The organism is Mycobacterium sp. pUA109 (assembly GCF_041287095.1).
Classification (GTDB): Bacteria; Actinomycetota; Actinomycetes; order Mycobacteriales; family Mycobacteriaceae; genus Mycobacterium.
Map to the genome: position 1 here is coordinate 1 of NZ_JBGGKS010000041.1, position 15,376 is coordinate 15,376.

A 15,376-nucleotide genomic window follows, 5' to 3' on the forward strand; every position below is an offset into this window, starting at 1 on the left:
GCACAACACCGCATCAGAAAGCTCTACCTACATCGAGCTCCCTTCCACGTTCAGGACGCACGGACACGCACGCTCGCGGCAGAAGGCGACCAGTCCCCTACTTGATCAGGGGGTCGCGGGGCATACCGAGGATCCGCTCGGCGATCTGATTGCGGGTCACCTCCGAGGTGCCGCCGGCGATCGCCATCCCGCGGGCGCCCATCACCATCCGGCCGGTCAGCGCCGCCGGCCCGTCGGTCAGCGCGACCTCCGGGCCCAGCAGCGCCGCCCAGATCGCTGCACCCTCACCCATGTGCTCGGCCAGGGTCAGCTTGGTGACGTTGCCTTCCGGTCCGGGCCCGGCGCCCTCGATGGCGCGGGCGGCGCGGCGCAGGTTCAGCAGCCGCAGCGCATGCTCCTCGGCCAAGAAATTGCCGACCCGCACCCGGGCGCCCGCCAGCCGGTCTTCGTGCTGCCGGGTCAACCCCACCAGCAGCTGCGCCACACCTTCGTAATACGACCCGCCGCCACCGATGCTGACCCGCTCGTTACCCAAGGTGGCCCGGGCGACGGTCCACCCGGTGTTGGGCTCGCCGACCACATCCTCATCGGGCACGAAGACGTCGTTGAAAAACACCTCGTTGAAGTCCGACCCGCCGGTGATCTGCCGCAGCGGGCGCACCTCCACCCCGGGCGCCTTCATGTCGACGATCACCGTGGTGATCCCGGCATGCTTGGCCGCGTCGGGGTCGGTGCGCACGGTGGCCAGCCCGCGGCGACAGTAGTGCGCCCCCGACGTCCACACCTTCTGCCCGTTGATCTTCCAGCCACCGTCCACCCGGACCGCACGCGTCTTGACCGCCGCGGCATCCGATCCGGCGTCGGGCTCGGAGAACAGCTGGCACCACACCTCGTCCTGGCGCAGCGCCTTCTCCACGAAGCGTTCGATCTGCGAATCGGTTCCGTGCTGGATCAGCGTCAAAATCACCCAGCCGGTGATCGAATAGTCGGGCCGCTTAATGCCGGCGGCGGCGAACTCCTCCTCGATCACCAGCTGCTCGACCGCGGTCGCGGCCCGGCCCCACGGCTTGGGCCAGTGCGGCATGATGTAGCCGGTCTCGATCAGCTTGTCGCGCTGCGCATCCGGATCCAGCGCAGCGATCTCGGCGGCGTCGGCGCGGATAGCGGTGCGCAGCTCCTCGGCCTCCGGTGGCAGATCCAGGCTGTTGGCCCGGCTGACACCGGCCGCGGTGGCCTCGAATACGTCACGGGCGGGGGTGTCCCCACCGAAGATGGCCCGCACCGTCAGCGCGCGGCGCAGATGCAGGTGCGCGTCGTGCTCCCAGGTGAAGCCGATCCCGCCGTGCACCTGGATGTTGAGTTCGGCGTTGCGCGCATAGGTGGGAAACGCCAGCGCGGCAGCGACGGCCGCGATCAGCCGGAACTGGGCCTCGTCGTCGGCGGCGGCCCGGGCGGCGTCCCACACCGCCGCGGTCGCCGACTCCGCGCCCACCAGCATGTTGGCGCAGTGGTGTTTGACCGCCTGGAAGGTGGCGATGGTGCGCCCGAACTGCTGGCGCACCTTGGCGTAGTCGACCGCGGTCTCCACGCAGTCGGCCGCACCGCCGACCGCCTCGGCCGCCAGCAGCGCCCGCGCCCGAGCCCGCACGGATTCGTAAGCGGCGGGCAGGATGTCGTCGTCGGTGACGGCGACATCGGTCAGCCGCACCCGCCCGGAACGCCGGGTGGGGTCCAAGTTCTCGGGCACCTCGACCGAGATGCCGGCCCGATCCCGGTCGACCACCAGCACGTCCTCGCCGGTGGTGATCACCAGCAGGTCGGCCAGTCCCGCGCCCAGCACGATGCCGGCGTCGCCGCTGGCCACCCCGTTCTCGACGCGGACCGCACCGCCGACCCCCACCCCGGCGGTGACGGTTCCGTCGATCAGGCCGGGCAGCAGCCGGGCCTTCTGGTCGGTGGTGCCGTCGGCGGCGATCACCGCCGAGGCGATCACGGTGGGCACGAACGGTCCCGGCGCCACCGCCCGGCCGAGTTCCTCGACCACCACCACCAATTCGGGCAGCCCGTACCCGGAGCCGCCGTGCTGCTCGTCGATGTGCAGCCCGAGCCAGCCGAGCTCGACGAGGTCCGACCAAAACGGTGGTCGGGCCTCGTCAGCGGCGTCCAGCAGCTCACGCGCGGCCCAGCGCGCCTTCTGCGCGGTGAGGAAGCCCCGGGCTACCTCGGCGAGTTCGCGATGGTCGTCGGTCAGTGCGATACCCATCAGGGCCTCCTCGTCGAGGGATGCGGGGGCTCAGCCGAGCCAGTGCACTGAGCGTACTTAAAGGTACGGGGCGCGCGTCACTTGGGCGCGAACCGCTGCCCCGCGTCCAGCCGCAGGCACTGCCCGTTGAGCATCGGGTTGTCCACGATGGCCGCGGCCAGCTTGGCGTACTCCTCGGGCCGGCCCAGCCGCTTGGGGAACGCCGCGTCCTTGGTCAGGGCGGTGGCGTATTCGTCGGGGATGCCCTTGGTCAGCCCGGTCGCGAACAGGCTCGGCGCGATGGCCAGCACCCGGATGCCCAGCGACCCCAGGTCCCGCGCGGCGGTCAGGCACATCCCGGCGATGCCGGCTTTGGCTGCGGTGTAGGCGACCTGACCGATCTGGCCCTCGAACGCGGCGATCGAGGCGGTGTTGATGATGACGCCGCGCTCGTCGTCCTCGGGCTCGTTCTTGGCCATGTGGGCCGCCGCCAACCGGGTGATGTTGAAGCTGGCGATCAGGTTGAGGTCGATGACCGACCGGAACGCGTCCAGGTCGTGCGGTCCGGACTTCGACAGTGTCCGTTGGGCGATGCCGCCGCCGGCGGTGGTCACGATGACGTGCAGCCCGCCCAGGCCGTCGACCGCGCTGCCCAGCGTCTCCTCGGTGCCGGCGAAGTCGGTGACGTCGACCGGGTAGAACTCGCCGCCGATGCCGGCCGCGACGTCCTTGCCGTCCGAACCTTCCCGGTCGAGCACCGCGACGCTGGCGCCGCGGTTGGCCAGCAGTTCGGCGGTGGCGCGGCCCATGCCCGAGGCGCCACCGATGACCACCACCTTCTTGCCCTGGATCTCCATCCAAACCTCCTTGGTTGTTTTAGCTATCAATGCAAATTAGCGCGACCGGTGTGGCCGCTGCGCCCAGGGTGGGCGTGGGAAGCTGAGTTGTGCTTCTGGTCGATGTCGCGGTCGCCTCCAGCGAGGTGGCCGAGGTCGACGCACGCCGGGCGAAGGTCGCGCGCATCGCCGACCTGCTGATCCGGGCGCGGCCCGATCCCGCGGTGGTGGCAATCCTCGTCTCCTGGCTCTCCGGTGACCTGCCGCGACGCCTGGGCGTCGGGTGGGCCACGTTGCGGTCGTTGCCGGCGGCGGGGCCGCGGCCGGTGTTGACCGTCGCCGGCGCCGACGCCGCCTTCACTGAAATCGCAACAGTATCAGGAACGGGATCGCGGGTGCGGCGCACCCAACTGCTGCACGACCTGTTCACGGCGGCCACCGCGGCCGAACAGACCTTCCTGCGTCGGCTGCTCAGCGGCGAGCTGCGCCAGGGCGCGCTGAGCGGGGTGATGACCGACGCGGTGGCCGCCGCGGCCGGGGTCCCGGCGGCCGCGGTGCGCCGCGCGGCGATGCTGGGCGGGGATCTGCCGGCGGTGGCCGCCGCGGCGCTGACCGGCGGCGCCGACGCGCTGGCGGCCTTCACGCTGCGGGTGGGCCGACCCGTCGGCCCGATGCTGGCCCAGATCGCCACCGACGTCGCCGACGCGCTCGAACGCCTCGGCGGCGCCGGCGTTTTCGAAGCCAAGCTGGACGGCGCCCGGGTGCAGATCCACCGTCGCGGCGATGAGGTCACCGTCTACACCCGAAGCCTCGACGACGTCACCGCCCGGCTGCCCGAAGTGGTGGCGGCGACCCTCGCGTTGCCGGTCACCGCGCTGATCGCCGACGGCGAGGCGATCGCGCTGCGGCCGGATCACCGGCCGCAGCCGTTCCAGGTCACCGCGTCACGGTTCGGCCGCTCCGTCGACGTCGCGGCCGCCCGGGCCGCCCAGCCGCTGTCGGTGTTCTTCTTCGACGTCCTGCACCGCGACGGCGTCGACCTGCTCGACGCGCCGACCACCGACCGGCTGGCGGCCCTCGATGAGATCGTGCCGGCGGCGCACCGGGTCGACCGGCTGGTCACCGCCGACCCGGCGGCCGCCGAGCAGTTCCTGGCCGCGACGCTGGCCGCCGGCCACGAAGGCGTGGTGGCGAAGTCGTTGACCGCGGCGTATCAGGCGGGGCGCCGCGGAGCGGGCTGGTTGAAGGTCAAACCGGTGCACACGCTGGATCTGGTGGTGCTGGCCGTCGAGTGGGGCTCGGGGCGGCGCAGCGGAAAGCTGTCCAACATTCACCTGGGCGCGCGGGACCCGGCCACCGACGGCTACGTGATGCTGGGCAAGACCTTCAAGGGCATGACCGACGCCATGCTGGACTGGCAGACCGCCCGGTTCTTGCGGCTGGCGGTCGGCCCCACCGACGGCTACCTGGTGCGGCTGCGGCCCGAGCAGGTCGTCGAGATCGCCTTCGACGGGGTGCAGCGCTCCGCCCGCTATCCGGGTGGGCTGGCGCTGCGGTTTGCCCGGGTGCTGCGCTACCGCGACGACAAACCCGCCGCCGAAGCCGACACCATCGACGCCGTGCGCGCCCTATATCCGGGCTGAGCGCTCACCGGGCACACGCACCACCGTCGTGTAAGGATCACGCCGAGCACAAACTCCAACGTGAGGGGGGCGCCGTGGCGGTATCGACCGCGCCGGACCGGACGGACGACGGGCACGTCAGCTATATCCGCACCGACGCCGACCTGCCGCCGGTCGCGATCGTCGACCGCTCCCCCATCACCGGCCGGCACAAGCTGATCTTCGGGATCATCGCCCTAATCGGCGCGGTGGCGTGGGTGGTCATCGCGTTCGCCCGCGGCGAGACGGTCAACGCCGTCTGGTTCGTGATCGCCGCGGTGTGCACCTACGTGATCGGCTACCGCTGCTATGCGCGGCTGATCGAGCTGAAGATCGTGCGGCCGCGCGACGAGCACGCCACCCCGGCCGAAATCTTCGAGAACGGCACCGATTACATGCCGACCGACCGGCGGGTGCTGTTCGGTCACCATTTCGCCGCGATCGCCGGGGCGGGGCCGTTGGTCGGGCCGGTGCTGGCCGCCCAGATGGGTTATCTGCCGGGCACCATCTGGATCATCATCGGGGCGGTGCTGGCCGGCTGCGTGCAGGACTATCTGGTGCTGTGGATTTCCACGCGGCGGCGGGGCCGGTCGCTGGGCCAGCTGGCCCGCGAGGAGCTCGGCGCGGCCGGTGGCGCGGCCGCCATCGTCGGGATCCTGGTCATCATGGTGATCCTGATCGCGGTGCTGGCGCTGGTGGTGGTGCGGGCCCTGGCGCAAAGCCCGTGGGGGGTGTTCTCCATCGCCATGACCATCCCGATCGCGGTGTTCATGGGCTGCTACCTGCGGTTCCTGCGGCCGGGCCGGGTCTCCGAGGTGTCGCTGATCGGGGTGGTGCTGCTGTTGCTGGCCGTGGTCTCCGGCCGCTGGGTGGCCGAAACATCCTGGGGCGCGGCGTGGTTCAGCCTGTCGCCGGTGACGCTCGGCTGGTGCGTGATCGGCTACGGGTTCGCCGCGTCGGTGCTGCCGGTATGGCTGTTGCTGGCGCCGCGCGACTACCTGTCGACGTTCATGAAGGTCGGCACCATCGCGCTGCTGGCCGTCGGCATCCTGATCGCCCGCCCGGTCATGCAAGCACCGGCCGTCTCGGCGTTCGCCGGCGGCGGGGACGGTCCGGTGTTTTCCGGGGCGCTGTTTCCGTTCCTGTTCATCACCATCGCCTGCGGCGCGCTGTCCGGGTTTCACGCGCTGATCTCCTCGGGCACCACCCCCAAGCTGCTGGAGAAGGAAAGCCAGATGCGGCTGATCGGCTACGGCGGCATGCTCACCGAATCGTTCGTCGCGGTGATGGCGCTGATCACCGCGTCGCTGGTGGACCAGCATCTGTACTTCACGCTCAACGCGCCGGCCGCCCAGACCGGCGGCACCGCCGGCAGTGCCGCGGCCTACGTCAACGGGCTGGGCCTGCGCGGGGCGCCGGTGCGCGCCGAACAGATCACCCAGGCCGCCACCGGGGTCGGGGAAACCTCCATCGTGTCGCGCACCGGTGGGGCGCCGACGCTGGCGTTCGGGATGTCGGAGGTGTTGCACCGGGTGTTCGGCGGTGCCGGCCTCAAGGCGTTCTGGTACCACTTCGCGATCATGTTCGAGGCGTTGTTCATCCTGACCACCGTGGACGCCGGCACCCGGGTCGCCCGGTTCATGCTGTCCGATGCGCTGAGCAACCTGGGTGGCCCGCTGCGCCGGCTGCGCGACCCGAGCTGGCGTGCGGGCGCCTGGGGGTGCAGCCTCGTGATGGTCGCCGCCTGGGGCGGCATCCTGCTGATGGGTGTGACCGATCCGCTCGGGGGTATCAATACGCTGTTTCCGCTGTTCGGCATCGCCAACCAGCTGCTGGCCGCGATCGCGCTGACGGTGGTCACCGTCGTGGTCATCAAGCAGGGAAAGTTGAAGTGGGCGTGGATACCCGGGGTCCCGCTGCTGGCCGATCTGGCGGTCACCCTGAGCGCGTCGTGGCAGAAGATTTTCTCCGCCGACCCGCGGGTGGGCTACTGGGCTCAGCATTTCCAGTATCGGGCGGTCCAGCGGGCCGGGTCGGCGACGCACCCCGATCAGCTGGATGCCGTCATCCGCAACACCTTCATTCAGGGCACCCTGTCGGCGCTGTTCGCCGCGGTCGTCATCGTGGTGGTCGCCGCCGGAGTCCTGGTGGCGCTGCGCGCCCTCCGCGGCCAGCACACACCGGCGAACCAGGAGGAGCCGGTGCCGTCGCGGCGGTTCGCGCCGGCGGGCCTGATCCCGACGACCGCCGAACGGGAGGTGCAGGCACAATGGGACGCGCACGCCGGCTAGCCCGCCAGATCGGTTGGTACTGGGGAACATTGATGGGCGACACGCACTACCGGCGCTACCTGGAGTACCGCCGCCGCGCCCATCCCGGCGAACCGGTGCTCTCCGAGCGGGACTACTGGCGGCGCCGCTACGACGCCGACCCGGGTGCACGCTGCTGTTGAGACCGGCTACCGTCTAGGGGGACCAACCAACTGGTTAGGAGAACCCGATGGATTTGCAGTGGTCGGTGGCCGATTCGGCGTTCCGCGACGAGGTCCGCGCCTTTCTGGACGCGAAACTGACCACGGAACTGCGGCAGGCCGGGACCCTGATGACCAGCGTCTACGCCGACCACGACGCCAGCATGGCCTGGCAGGCGATCCTGCATGAACGTGGCTGGGCGGCACCGGCCTGGCCGGTCGAGCATGGCGGCTGCGACTGGACGCTGACCCAGCACTACATCTTCGCCCGCGAGTCGATTCTGGCGGGCGCCCCGTCGTTGTCGCCGATGGGGATCAAGATGGTCGCGCACGCCATCGTCGCCTTTGGGACACCGGCGCAAAAGGAATTCTTCCTGCCCCGCATCCTGACCGGTGAGGTGTTCTTCTGCCAGGGCTATTCCGAGCCGGAGGCGGGATCGGACCTGGCGGCGCTATCGATGGCCGCGGTCCAGGACGGAGACCACCTGGTGTGCACCGGAAGCAAGATCTGGACCACCCATGCCCGCGAAGCGAATTGGATGTTCGCCCTGGTGCGCACCTCGAGGTTGGCGAAGAAGCAGCAGGGCATCACCTTCGTGCTGCTGGATATGACCTCGCCGGGCATCGAGATCCGCCCGTTGGTGATGACCTCGGGCGAAGAGGTGCAAAACCAGGTGTTCTTCGACGCGGTCCGGGTGCCCAAGGAGAACGTGATCGGCCAGATCGACGACGGCTGGACGGTGGCCAAATACCTGCTGGAGTTCGAACGCGGCGGTGGTGCCGTGGCGCCCGCCCTGCAGGTGATGGCCGACGAGGTCGCCCAGGCGGCGGCGACCCAGCCCGGGCCGGCGGGCGGCCGCTTGGTCGACGACCCGACGTTTGCGGGCCGTCTCGCCGACGCCCGCCTCCGCACCGAGGTGCTGGAGATCCTGGAGTACCGCACGCTGTCCGTGGTGGCGGCCGGCGGCAACCCCGGCCCGGCGTCGTCGATGCTGAAGATCCTCGGCACCGAACTGAGCCAAATCCTGACCGAACTCGCGCTCGCGGCGGCCGGGCCCCGCGGCCGGGTGTACCAGCCGCACGCGACCCGGCCGGGCGGGCCGGTGGTCGAATTCGAGCCGCCGCCGGATGGCTACGTCAGCGGCGAAGCGTGGCAGGCGGTCGCGCCGCTGCGCTACTTCAACGACCGTGCCGGTTCAATCTATGCCGGCAGCAACGAAATTCAGCGCAACATTCTGGCCAAAGCGGCGTTGGGACTCTGATGGACTTCAACCTCACCAAAGAACAGCAGCTGCTGCGCGACGGCCTGGCCAAGTTTTTGGCTACCCGCTACGACCTGACCGCCAGCCGCGGCGCGGCCAAGACCGGCGCCGGCTGGCAGCCCGACATCTGGCGGGCGTTCGCCGAAGAACTCGGCATCCTGGGCGCCACCCTGCCGGAGGAGGTCGGCGGGATGGGCGGCGGCCCAGTCGAATTGATGGTGATCGCCGAGGAGCTGGGCCACGCGCTGGTGATCGAACCCTACGTGGACACCGTCGTGGTGGCCGGTGGCCTGCTGCGGCGGGCCGGTGGGGAGGGCGCCGGATCGGTGCTGGCGGCGGTCGCGGCCGGCGACGCGATCGTCACGGTGGCGGCGACCGAACCGGAGTCCGGCGATGACCTGGCCCGCCTCGCCACCACCGCGGTGCGCGACGTCGACGGCTGGCTGCTGACCGGGACCAAGATCGTCGCCGTCGGCGCGCCGTTGGCCACCCACCTGCTGGTCACCGCCCGCACCCCCGACACCGACGGGGTCTCGCTGTTCCTGGTCGAGCTCGCGGCCGCCACCGCCGGCATCGCGATGCACCCCTACCGGACCATCGATGACCGCCGCGCCGCGGATGTGGTGTTGCAAGGTCTGCGCCTGCCGGGCTCCGCGCTGGTGGGCGTCGCCGGACAGGCCGGCCCGTCGCTGCAGCAGGCCCGTGACGAGGGCGCGGCGGCCGTCGCCGCCGAAGCGGTCGGGTGCATGCGGAAAGTGTTGGCCGACACCGTCGCATACTGCAAACAACGTCAGCAGTTCGGCCAGCCGATCGGCAGTTTCCAAGCGCTGCAACACCGCATGGTGGACATGTACCTGGAACTCGAGCAGGCGGTCGCGGCGGTTTACCTCGCGGTGCTCAACCTGGATGCCGATTCGGCCACCCGAGCCCGTGCGGTCTCGGCGGCTAAGGCGACGATCGGCCGGGCGGCCCGCTTCATCGGCCAAAACGCCGTCCAGTTGCACGGCGGGATGGGCATGACCGAGGAGCTGGCCGTCGGGCATTACTTCAAACGGCTCACCGCTCTGCAGTACGAATTCGGCAGCACCGACTACCATGTCGCGCGGTTCGCCGAGTTGACGGCGCCTCAACCCGTGCGCTGAGGCACCGGGCGCGAAGTTCGCGCGAACCACACGATGCCCGCCTGGCCGCCACCGGCCCGGGTCAGCGAGGTTTTCGGAAGCGCTGGATCCCCCAGGCGAGGTAGCCGTGGTCGGCGGCGTCCACCCATTCTTTGAGCCCCAACAGCATCTTATCCAGGTACGCCGCCGAGGATTTCTGCTCAAGCTCCACCCGCCGGGCCTCGAGTTCCTCACGCACCCGGTCGTAGTGGGTGCGCAGGTTCCCCACGAGATCGATCTGGTCAACAACGTCGAACCCCACCGCCTGCGCCGCCTCGCGGTAGAAGCGCATCGAGCCCAGGTCGGCCAGGTTGAGCCGGTCGTAGACCGGCTGTAGCACGTCGTCGGCCTGCATCGGGTCGGTGAAGATCATTTCGCCGCCAGGCTTGAGCACCCGGAACGCCTCTGCGAGCACTTTCCGGCGGTCCGGGGCGTGCAGGATCGCGTCCTGCGACCAGACGACGTCGTAGTTGTCGTCCGGCTCCGGAATGTGGTCAAAGCTGCCGTGCCGGACCCGAATCCGCTCCTCCAGGCCGGCGCGGCGGTTCTTGTACCGGTTGGTGTCGTTTTGTGCATCGGAGATGTTGAGGCAGGTCACCGAACAACCGTGCGCACCGGCCAGGCGCCGCGCGGCCCCGCCGTAACCGGCGCCGAGATCCAACACGCTACTGCCGTCGAGATGACCGAGGCGCCCGATCATCGTGTCCACCGTCGCGACGCTGGCTACGCTGATGTCGCGGGTGTCCTCGTAGCAGCCAACGTGGATGTCCTCACCACCCCAGATCATCGAGTAGAACCCGTCGGCGTCGTCGCTGTCGTAGTAGGCCTCCGTCGCCGCTTGGGCACTCGCCGGCCCGGCAGCGTGCCCGCCGCTGGGCAACACCGACTTCTCCGCGATGTGGATGAAGAAATCCGGCTCGTTGTCCTGATAGGTCTCCTGAAAGTCACCGTAGGTCCGCACCCGTTCGAAGCCGGCCTCCCGCATCAAGCGACGGACATAGTTTTTGCGCAGCGGAAACATGTTCAGCGTGTATTCCGAGCCGTCGGGGAACTCGTATTTAAAGCGCGCCAAACCGTCGTCGACATGTTCCGGCGCGGCCGAGACCCGGTCTCCGCAATAGTAGTATTTGTGCTTCGATTTGAAGCCGTGATCGAGCATCTCGTCGTAGTTGCGCTGATCGAGGATCAAGATCCCGTCGTGTCGCAACGCCGCGTAGAACTCGGCCAGGGCGCGGCGACGATCTTGCTCGGCGTGCAGGTGCGTGAACGAGTTGCCCAGGCAGATGATGGCGTCATACTTGCCGTGGATGCCCCGGTTCAGCTGACGCCAATCCGCTTGGACGGTCTTAAGAATGAGCCCCCGCTTCTGACCGTTCTCGAAGGCCTTGGCGAGCATAGCCGCCGACCCGTCGGCGCTGGTGACGTCGAATCCCGCCTCGGTCAGGCGGACGGAATGAAAGCCGGTCCCGGTGGCGACGTCGAGGATGCTCTCCTTACCCCGGGCATGCAGCACATCGATGAAGAACCGACCCTCTGACTGGGCTCGGGCGTCCCAATCGATGAGTTCGTCCCACTTTTCAACGAAACTCATGACGTATTCGCCGCGATACAGATCTGTCTCGCGGTCGGCTAACGGGTCAGCGCCGTAATGCTGTTCACGCGATCGCAAGTCCGTGTTGTCTTGAACGATGGGAATTCTGGACATTTAACCTCCCTCTCACGTTTCCGTCGCACGTGATCGGAACAGCCCGGCGCGCGCGGAGACCCGCTGGTCGAGGAATACGCGAACCACTGGCGGGCCAGGACGGAAACTTGTCCTCGCGACGCGCCCCGTGGAGCGGAGAAAAGGCACTCCGCCAGGGTGCCCGAACATACGGCACCCAAAACGTCGCCGGGCCGGCCACCGAACCGTCGCTTTCTGCACCGCCGCCTAAGTGTAGGTGCTCGACGGCTCCCGTGTGCGGCTAGAGGGCGAGACCGCGTTTCCCGCTAAAACATCGGCGCGAGCATGAGGGCAATGCTGGCCGCCATCAGTGCCTGACTGAGCAGTTCCACCCGAGCCACCGGTGCACTGCACGAGGCGGTGGCGCGCACGGCGAAGCACCGGTACAACCACCACACCGTGGCCGCCACGAAGGCCACCGACGCCGTCGCGTTGACGACGGCGATCCATCCCGATGCGAAGGCGGTTCCCGCCGTCGCTGACCCCGACATGGCCATCCCACTCATCTCCGCGTGGGGATGGTGGGCGGGGTGACCGGTCTGATCGAGCGGGCCTCCGTGCATCACGGCGTACATCCAGGCCATCGCCACCATCATCGTGGCGTAGTAGCCATTGGTGACCCGGTCGGGGCGGCCGCCGCAGCCGCGGGCGCCGGCGACCACGAACCAGGCGGCGGCCAGCAGAAAGAAGACCATTGGCGCGACGACCGGGAGGTGCTCCCCCGCGGGCCAGGCCATCACGATCATGGCCATCGCCATAATCAGGTGCAAGACGTGATTGACCGCGCTGGGCCATCGAGAGCGTTCTGCGCCAAGGACGTAAAGGTATCCGACGATGCTGACGCCGAGCAGCGCGGTGACGATCCACCGCACCACGAGGTCACCGGTCACAAGGCTGCACACTCACGGCCTGGTCGACACTGCTGACACACCGGCGGTCATCTCCTCGGTCTCACTACCGGACGCGGTTGGGCCTGCCGAGCTCGTCCACCCAGCGCCGCCGCTAGACCATACCCCGGAGGGGTATGGCGGTCAACGCGACACCCCCGCGGGCCGTCAGACCTGGTCGGCGAGGTGGGCGCGTTGGGCGGCGATGGCGCCGCCGAGCCAGCGCCGAACAAACCGGCGCAACTCCGCGGGGCTGCGCGCGGGGTCGTTGGGGGCGACAAAGAACGACAGCATGGTGCGCAGGGCGAACTCGACGAGGTCGCGCAGCGCGGCGTCGTCGTAGCCGTAGCGCTGCCAGTCGACGTCGAACCGGGTGATCATCCGCATCCCCAACTCCTGGGCCTCCGGCGAGGCCAGACCGCTGGAGTGGGTGCTGAGGTACGGATCGGACAGCAGGATGCCCAGGTGCGGGGTGCGCGCGACGGCGTCCAGGGTGTACAGCACCCCCTCGGTCATGGCGTCGGCGGGATCGTGGATGCCGCGCACGCGCTCGGCGAGCTGATCAAAGAAGTCGTCGACCGAGGCGATCGCGGCGGCTTCCATCAGCGCGTCGGCGGTCGGGAAATACCGGTACACGGTCTGCCGGATGACACCCAGCGACTCGGCGACATCGGCGATGCTGATCGCCGATCCGGTGCTGGACAGCAGCTCGACGGCCGCGGCAACGATACGCCGGGAAGCCTCCTCGTCGCTGGCGGGCGGATCCCCACCCCACCCGCGCCTGCGCGCCATCGTTGACGACCTCCCGCTCGCGTTGACGAATCCGCGACTCCCCTGTAATCATACGACCATACACAGGGCGTCTTATTTGTATGATTACTGGTGAAGTGAGGTATTGCCGACGATGACGGATCTGCAGATACGCAAGATGCGGTTTGCGTTCGCCGACCACCCCGTTCCGTTTCTGTGGAACGAAACCAACCCGGCGTTTTCCTCGATGGCCAATGCGGTGTCGTTCCTGGCCATCGCCTTCGAGAAGATGATCGGCAGCATGATCCCGGAGGCCATGCCCTTCATCACCGACCCGGCGGTGGCCGAGGAAGCCGACGCGTTTGTGCGCCAGGAGGGCCAGCACGCGATGGCGCATCGCCAGCACGCCAAGGGATTGATCAAAAGCCATCCCGGGCTCAAGGAAACCCTCAACGAGGTGATCGCGGCCTTTGACGATCTGACCGCCCACAAGCCGTTGAACTACCGGCTGGCCTACACCGCCGACCTGGAGGCGACGTTCACCCCGGTGTTCAAACTGATGCTGGACAACGACGCCACCCTGTTCGCTCCCGGAGACGACCGGGTGGCCTCGCTGTTCTTGTGGCACTTCGTCGAAGAGGTCGAGCACCGCAGCTCGGCGCTGATCATCTACGACGCGGTGGTGGGCGACCCGTGGTATCGGATGCGGATGGTGCCGTCGATCTTCAAACACGTGCTCGACGTAATCCAGATCGCCTGCGAGGGCTTCAACAAGCACGTGCCGCTCAGTGACCGCAAGATCGATTCGATGAGCATGTTCGCCCGCTACCGGCGCAAGCAAGCGCTGTTGCGCCGGCTGCCGTTTGGCCGAGCGGTGGACAACGGGCCGATGGATCGCGCGTTCGCGCACCTGTCGTTGCGTGAGCAGCTGGTCGCGATGAAGGGGGTGGTGCGCAGCCAGCTGCCCAACCACAATCCCGCCCACGAGACGCTGCCGGCACTGGCCGGCGACTGGTTCGCTCGCTACGACGCCGGTTACGACGTGACCCACTGGTACACCGCGGCTCCGGACAGCGCCCATGTCTGAGCACTGCACGCCCACCTTCGACAAACTCGCTGAATCGCTGGGCTTTTCCTGCCAGACCGCGGGCGGGCCGATCGAATTCCGCAACCCGTTCGGGTTGGAGAACTGGACCCTGCCGGTGCTGGAGGTCACGGTCATCACCGGCGCGGTGCTGGCCCTGGTGTACGCGATCATTCGGCTGCGTCGGCACCGGGACGCCACCAACCTGGTGTTGTGGTTCGGTGCCATCGCCTATCTGCTCATCATCGAGCCGCCGCTGTACTTTCCGGCCGCGTTCGGCATCGACGGCCAGGTCGACACCATGTTCGCCCACAACGTGTTTACCGTCGACTTCCTGTGGGGCCGGTTACCACTCTACATCGTGGCCATCTACCCGATGATGGCCACCGTCGCCTTCGAGATCGTGCGCAGCCTCGGGATTTTCCGCCGCTACGGCACCGTGATCGGGGCGGTGTGTGTCGGGTTCGTCCACCACGCCTTCTACGAGATCTTCGACCACCTGGGCCCCCAGCTGCGGTGGTGGGAGTGGTCGGTCGACAACCCGCTCAACCAGCCGATGTTCGACTCGGTTCCGCTGCCCAGCGTGGTGGTGTTCGCCGCGCTGTGGCCGATGTCACTGGCGTTCTGCGTGCAGTTCTTCGTGGGCCGGCACATCGACGCCGGCCGCCGTTTCGGCGCCGGCCAACTGGTGTGGCGCACCGTCGTGGTCGGGATCCTGGCCTCGGTCGGCACCGGAATCCTGCCGTTGCCGGCGACCCTGCTGGGCTCGCTGACCGGAAGCACCACGGTGATCGGTATCGCCTACGCCGCCGAACTCGCCGCGCTGACCGTCGTCGCCGGGTACATCTTCGTCCAACAATGGCAGCGGTTCCGCCACGGCGGGGTGAGCATTCTCGACGGCGTACCCGCCAGCCGGGGCTACGCCAACCCGTTGATAACCGGTTACGCCGCAGCTTATCTCGGGGTTATGGCGGTGCTGTGGCTCAGCGCGCTGCCGGCCTACTTCGGTGCCGTGCACGGCGTCACCACCAACGGCGATCCCACCGGCAGCCTCTGGTACACCGTGGGGTGTTTCCTTCTCGCCGGCCTGTGCGTGTTCGCGGCGCGCAGCGTCAATCGCGCCGTGGCCACGTCGGCGGATGTCGAGGCCGCACCCACGCCGGCGTAGCCGGTCACACCGCCGTTGCGGCCACGTTGACTCCGCGCCAAACCCCTGGCCGCCGCGTTGATGCGATGAAGGGGCGGGGCCTCCGCTCCCGTGACGTTCCCGGCGGATGCTGGGGGTGTCAGTAAACCAATCA

General features: G+C 68.6%; 12 protein-coding genes and 1 pseudogene. 7 read left to right on the plus strand and 6 right to left on the minus strand.

Annotation, left to right across the window (positions count from 1 at the left end; genetic code table 11):
• Nucleotides 1-97: 97 nt before the first annotated feature.
• Entirely contained in the window at nucleotides 98-2,263 is a 2,166-nt protein-coding gene (locus ACAG26_RS27305; RefSeq protein WP_370486211.1) for an acyl-CoA dehydrogenase, read from the minus strand.
• A 77-nt stretch (nucleotides 2,264-2,340) separates the two neighbouring features.
• Nucleotides 2,341-3,099, minus strand: coding sequence for an SDR family NAD(P)-dependent oxidoreductase (locus tag ACAG26_RS27310; RefSeq protein ID WP_370486212.1), 759 nt, complete (start codon nucleotides 3,097-3,099; stop codon nucleotides 2,341-2,343).
• Nucleotides 3,100-3,188: 89 nt separating this feature from the next.
• On the opposite strand from ACAG26_RS27310, the gene ACAG26_RS27315 reads away from it, so the two are divergent.
• The 5 genes from ACAG26_RS27315 (at nucleotide 3,189) to ACAG26_RS27335 (ending at nucleotide 9,613) form a co-directional block, all read left to right on the plus strand.
• Complete coding sequence (locus ACAG26_RS27315) at nucleotides 3,189-4,721, plus strand: ATP-dependent DNA ligase (protein WP_370486213.1); 1,533 nt, start codon at nucleotides 3,189-3,191, stop codon at nucleotides 4,719-4,721.
• A 74-nt stretch (nucleotides 4,722-4,795) separates the two neighbouring features.
• Nucleotides 4,796-7,030, plus strand: coding sequence for a carbon starvation CstA family protein (locus tag ACAG26_RS27320; RefSeq protein ID WP_370486214.1), 2,235 nt, complete (start codon nucleotides 4,796-4,798; stop codon nucleotides 7,028-7,030).
• A complete protein-coding gene (locus ACAG26_RS27325) occupies nucleotides 7,009-7,191 on the plus strand; it encodes a YbdD/YjiX family protein (RefSeq protein WP_370486215.1) in 183 nt (60 codons plus the stop codon). Before ACAG26_RS27320 ends, ACAG26_RS27325 begins: the two co-directional genes overlap by 22 nt.
• A gap of 47 nt (nucleotides 7,192-7,238) precedes the next feature.
• The gene (locus ACAG26_RS27330; protein WP_370486216.1) at nucleotides 7,239-8,471 is read left to right on the plus strand and encodes an acyl-CoA dehydrogenase family protein; all 1,233 of its coding nucleotides are present in this window, start codon (nucleotides 7,239-7,241) and stop codon (nucleotides 8,469-8,471) included.
• Nucleotides 8,471-9,613: an acyl-CoA dehydrogenase family protein gene (locus ACAG26_RS27335; protein WP_370486217.1), complete on the plus strand. Its 1,143-nt coding sequence runs from the start codon at nucleotides 8,471-8,473 to the stop codon at nucleotides 9,611-9,613. The genes ACAG26_RS27330 and ACAG26_RS27335 overlap by 1 nt, the downstream gene beginning before the upstream one ends.
• Nucleotides 9,614-9,674: 61 nt before the next feature.
• Here the strand turns inward: ACAG26_RS27335 and ACAG26_RS27340 are convergent, their stop codons facing one another.
• From ACAG26_RS27340 to ACAG26_RS27355, 4 genes and pseudogenes are all read right to left on the minus strand, one after another.
• Nucleotides 9,675-10,616, minus strand: coding sequence for a methyltransferase domain-containing protein (locus ACAG26_RS27340; RefSeq protein WP_370486222.1), 942 nt, complete (start codon nucleotides 10,614-10,616; stop codon nucleotides 9,675-9,677).
• Nucleotides 10,605-11,336: pseudogene (locus ACAG26_RS27345) on the minus strand (class I SAM-dependent methyltransferase); the annotation flags it as partial. The gene ACAG26_RS27340 and the pseudogene ACAG26_RS27345, both read right to left, overlap by 12 nt.
• Nucleotides 11,337-11,620: 284 nt before the next feature.
• Nucleotides 11,621-12,244 carry a DUF5134 domain-containing protein gene (locus ACAG26_RS27350; RefSeq protein WP_370486218.1) on the minus strand — a complete coding sequence of 208 codons (624 nt, stop codon included), beginning with the start codon at nucleotides 12,242-12,244 and terminating at the stop codon, nucleotides 11,621-11,623.
• Between the two features lie 165 nt (nucleotides 12,245-12,409).
• On the minus strand, nucleotides 12,410-13,033 hold the full coding sequence (locus ACAG26_RS27355; RefSeq protein ID WP_370486219.1) for a TetR/AcrR family transcriptional regulator: 624 nt from the start codon (nucleotides 13,031-13,033) through the stop codon (nucleotides 12,410-12,412).
• Nucleotides 13,034-13,145: 112 nt separating this feature from the next.
• Between ACAG26_RS27355 and ACAG26_RS27360 the strand changes: the two genes are divergently transcribed.
• Nucleotides 13,146-14,078 carry a metal-dependent hydrolase gene (locus ACAG26_RS27360; RefSeq protein ID WP_370486220.1) on the plus strand — a complete coding sequence of 311 codons (933 nt, stop codon included), beginning with the start codon at nucleotides 13,146-13,148 and terminating at the stop codon, nucleotides 14,076-14,078.
• Nucleotides 14,071-15,243 (plus strand): hypothetical protein, encoded by a 1,173-nt coding sequence (locus ACAG26_RS27365; protein WP_370486221.1) that lies wholly within the window; start codon nucleotides 14,071-14,073, stop codon nucleotides 15,241-15,243. The genes ACAG26_RS27360 and ACAG26_RS27365 overlap by 8 nt, the downstream gene beginning before the upstream one ends.
• The last annotated feature ends 133 nt before the right edge of the window (nucleotides 15,244-15,376 follow it).

Excerpts from the sequence above, each read along its gene's own strand:
- ACAG26_RS27305 (WP_370486211.1), bottom strand. The coding sequence starts at position 2,263 with ATGGGTATCGCACTGACCGACGACCATCGCGAACTCGCCGAGGTAGCC.
- ACAG26_RS27310 (WP_370486212.1), bottom strand. The coding sequence starts at position 3,099 with ATGGAGATCCAGGGCAAGAAGGTGGTGGTCATCGGTGGCGCCTCGGGC.
- ACAG26_RS27325 (WP_370486215.1), top strand. The coding sequence starts at position 7,009 with ATGGGACGCGCACGCCGGCTAGCCCGCCAGATCGGTTGGTACTGGGGA.
- ACAG26_RS27330 (WP_370486216.1), top strand. The coding sequence starts at position 7,239 with ATGGATTTGCAGTGGTCGGTGGCCGATTCGGCGTTCCGCGACGAGGTC.
- ACAG26_RS27335 (WP_370486217.1), top strand. The coding sequence starts at position 8,471 with ATGGACTTCAACCTCACCAAAGAACAGCAGCTGCTGCGCGACGGCCTG.
- ACAG26_RS27340 (WP_370486222.1), bottom strand. The coding sequence starts at position 10,616 with ATGCGGGAGGCCGGCTTCGAACGGGTGCGGACCTACGGTGACTTTCAG.
- ACAG26_RS27355 (WP_370486219.1), bottom strand. The coding sequence starts at position 13,033 with ATGGCGCGCAGGCGCGGGTGGGGTGGGGATCCGCCCGCCAGCGACGAG.
- ACAG26_RS27360 (WP_370486220.1), top strand. The coding sequence starts at position 13,146 with ATGACGGATCTGCAGATACGCAAGATGCGGTTTGCGTTCGCCGACCAC.
- ACAG26_RS27365 (WP_370486221.1), top strand. The coding sequence starts at position 14,071 with ATGTCTGAGCACTGCACGCCCACCTTCGACAAACTCGCTGAATCGCTG.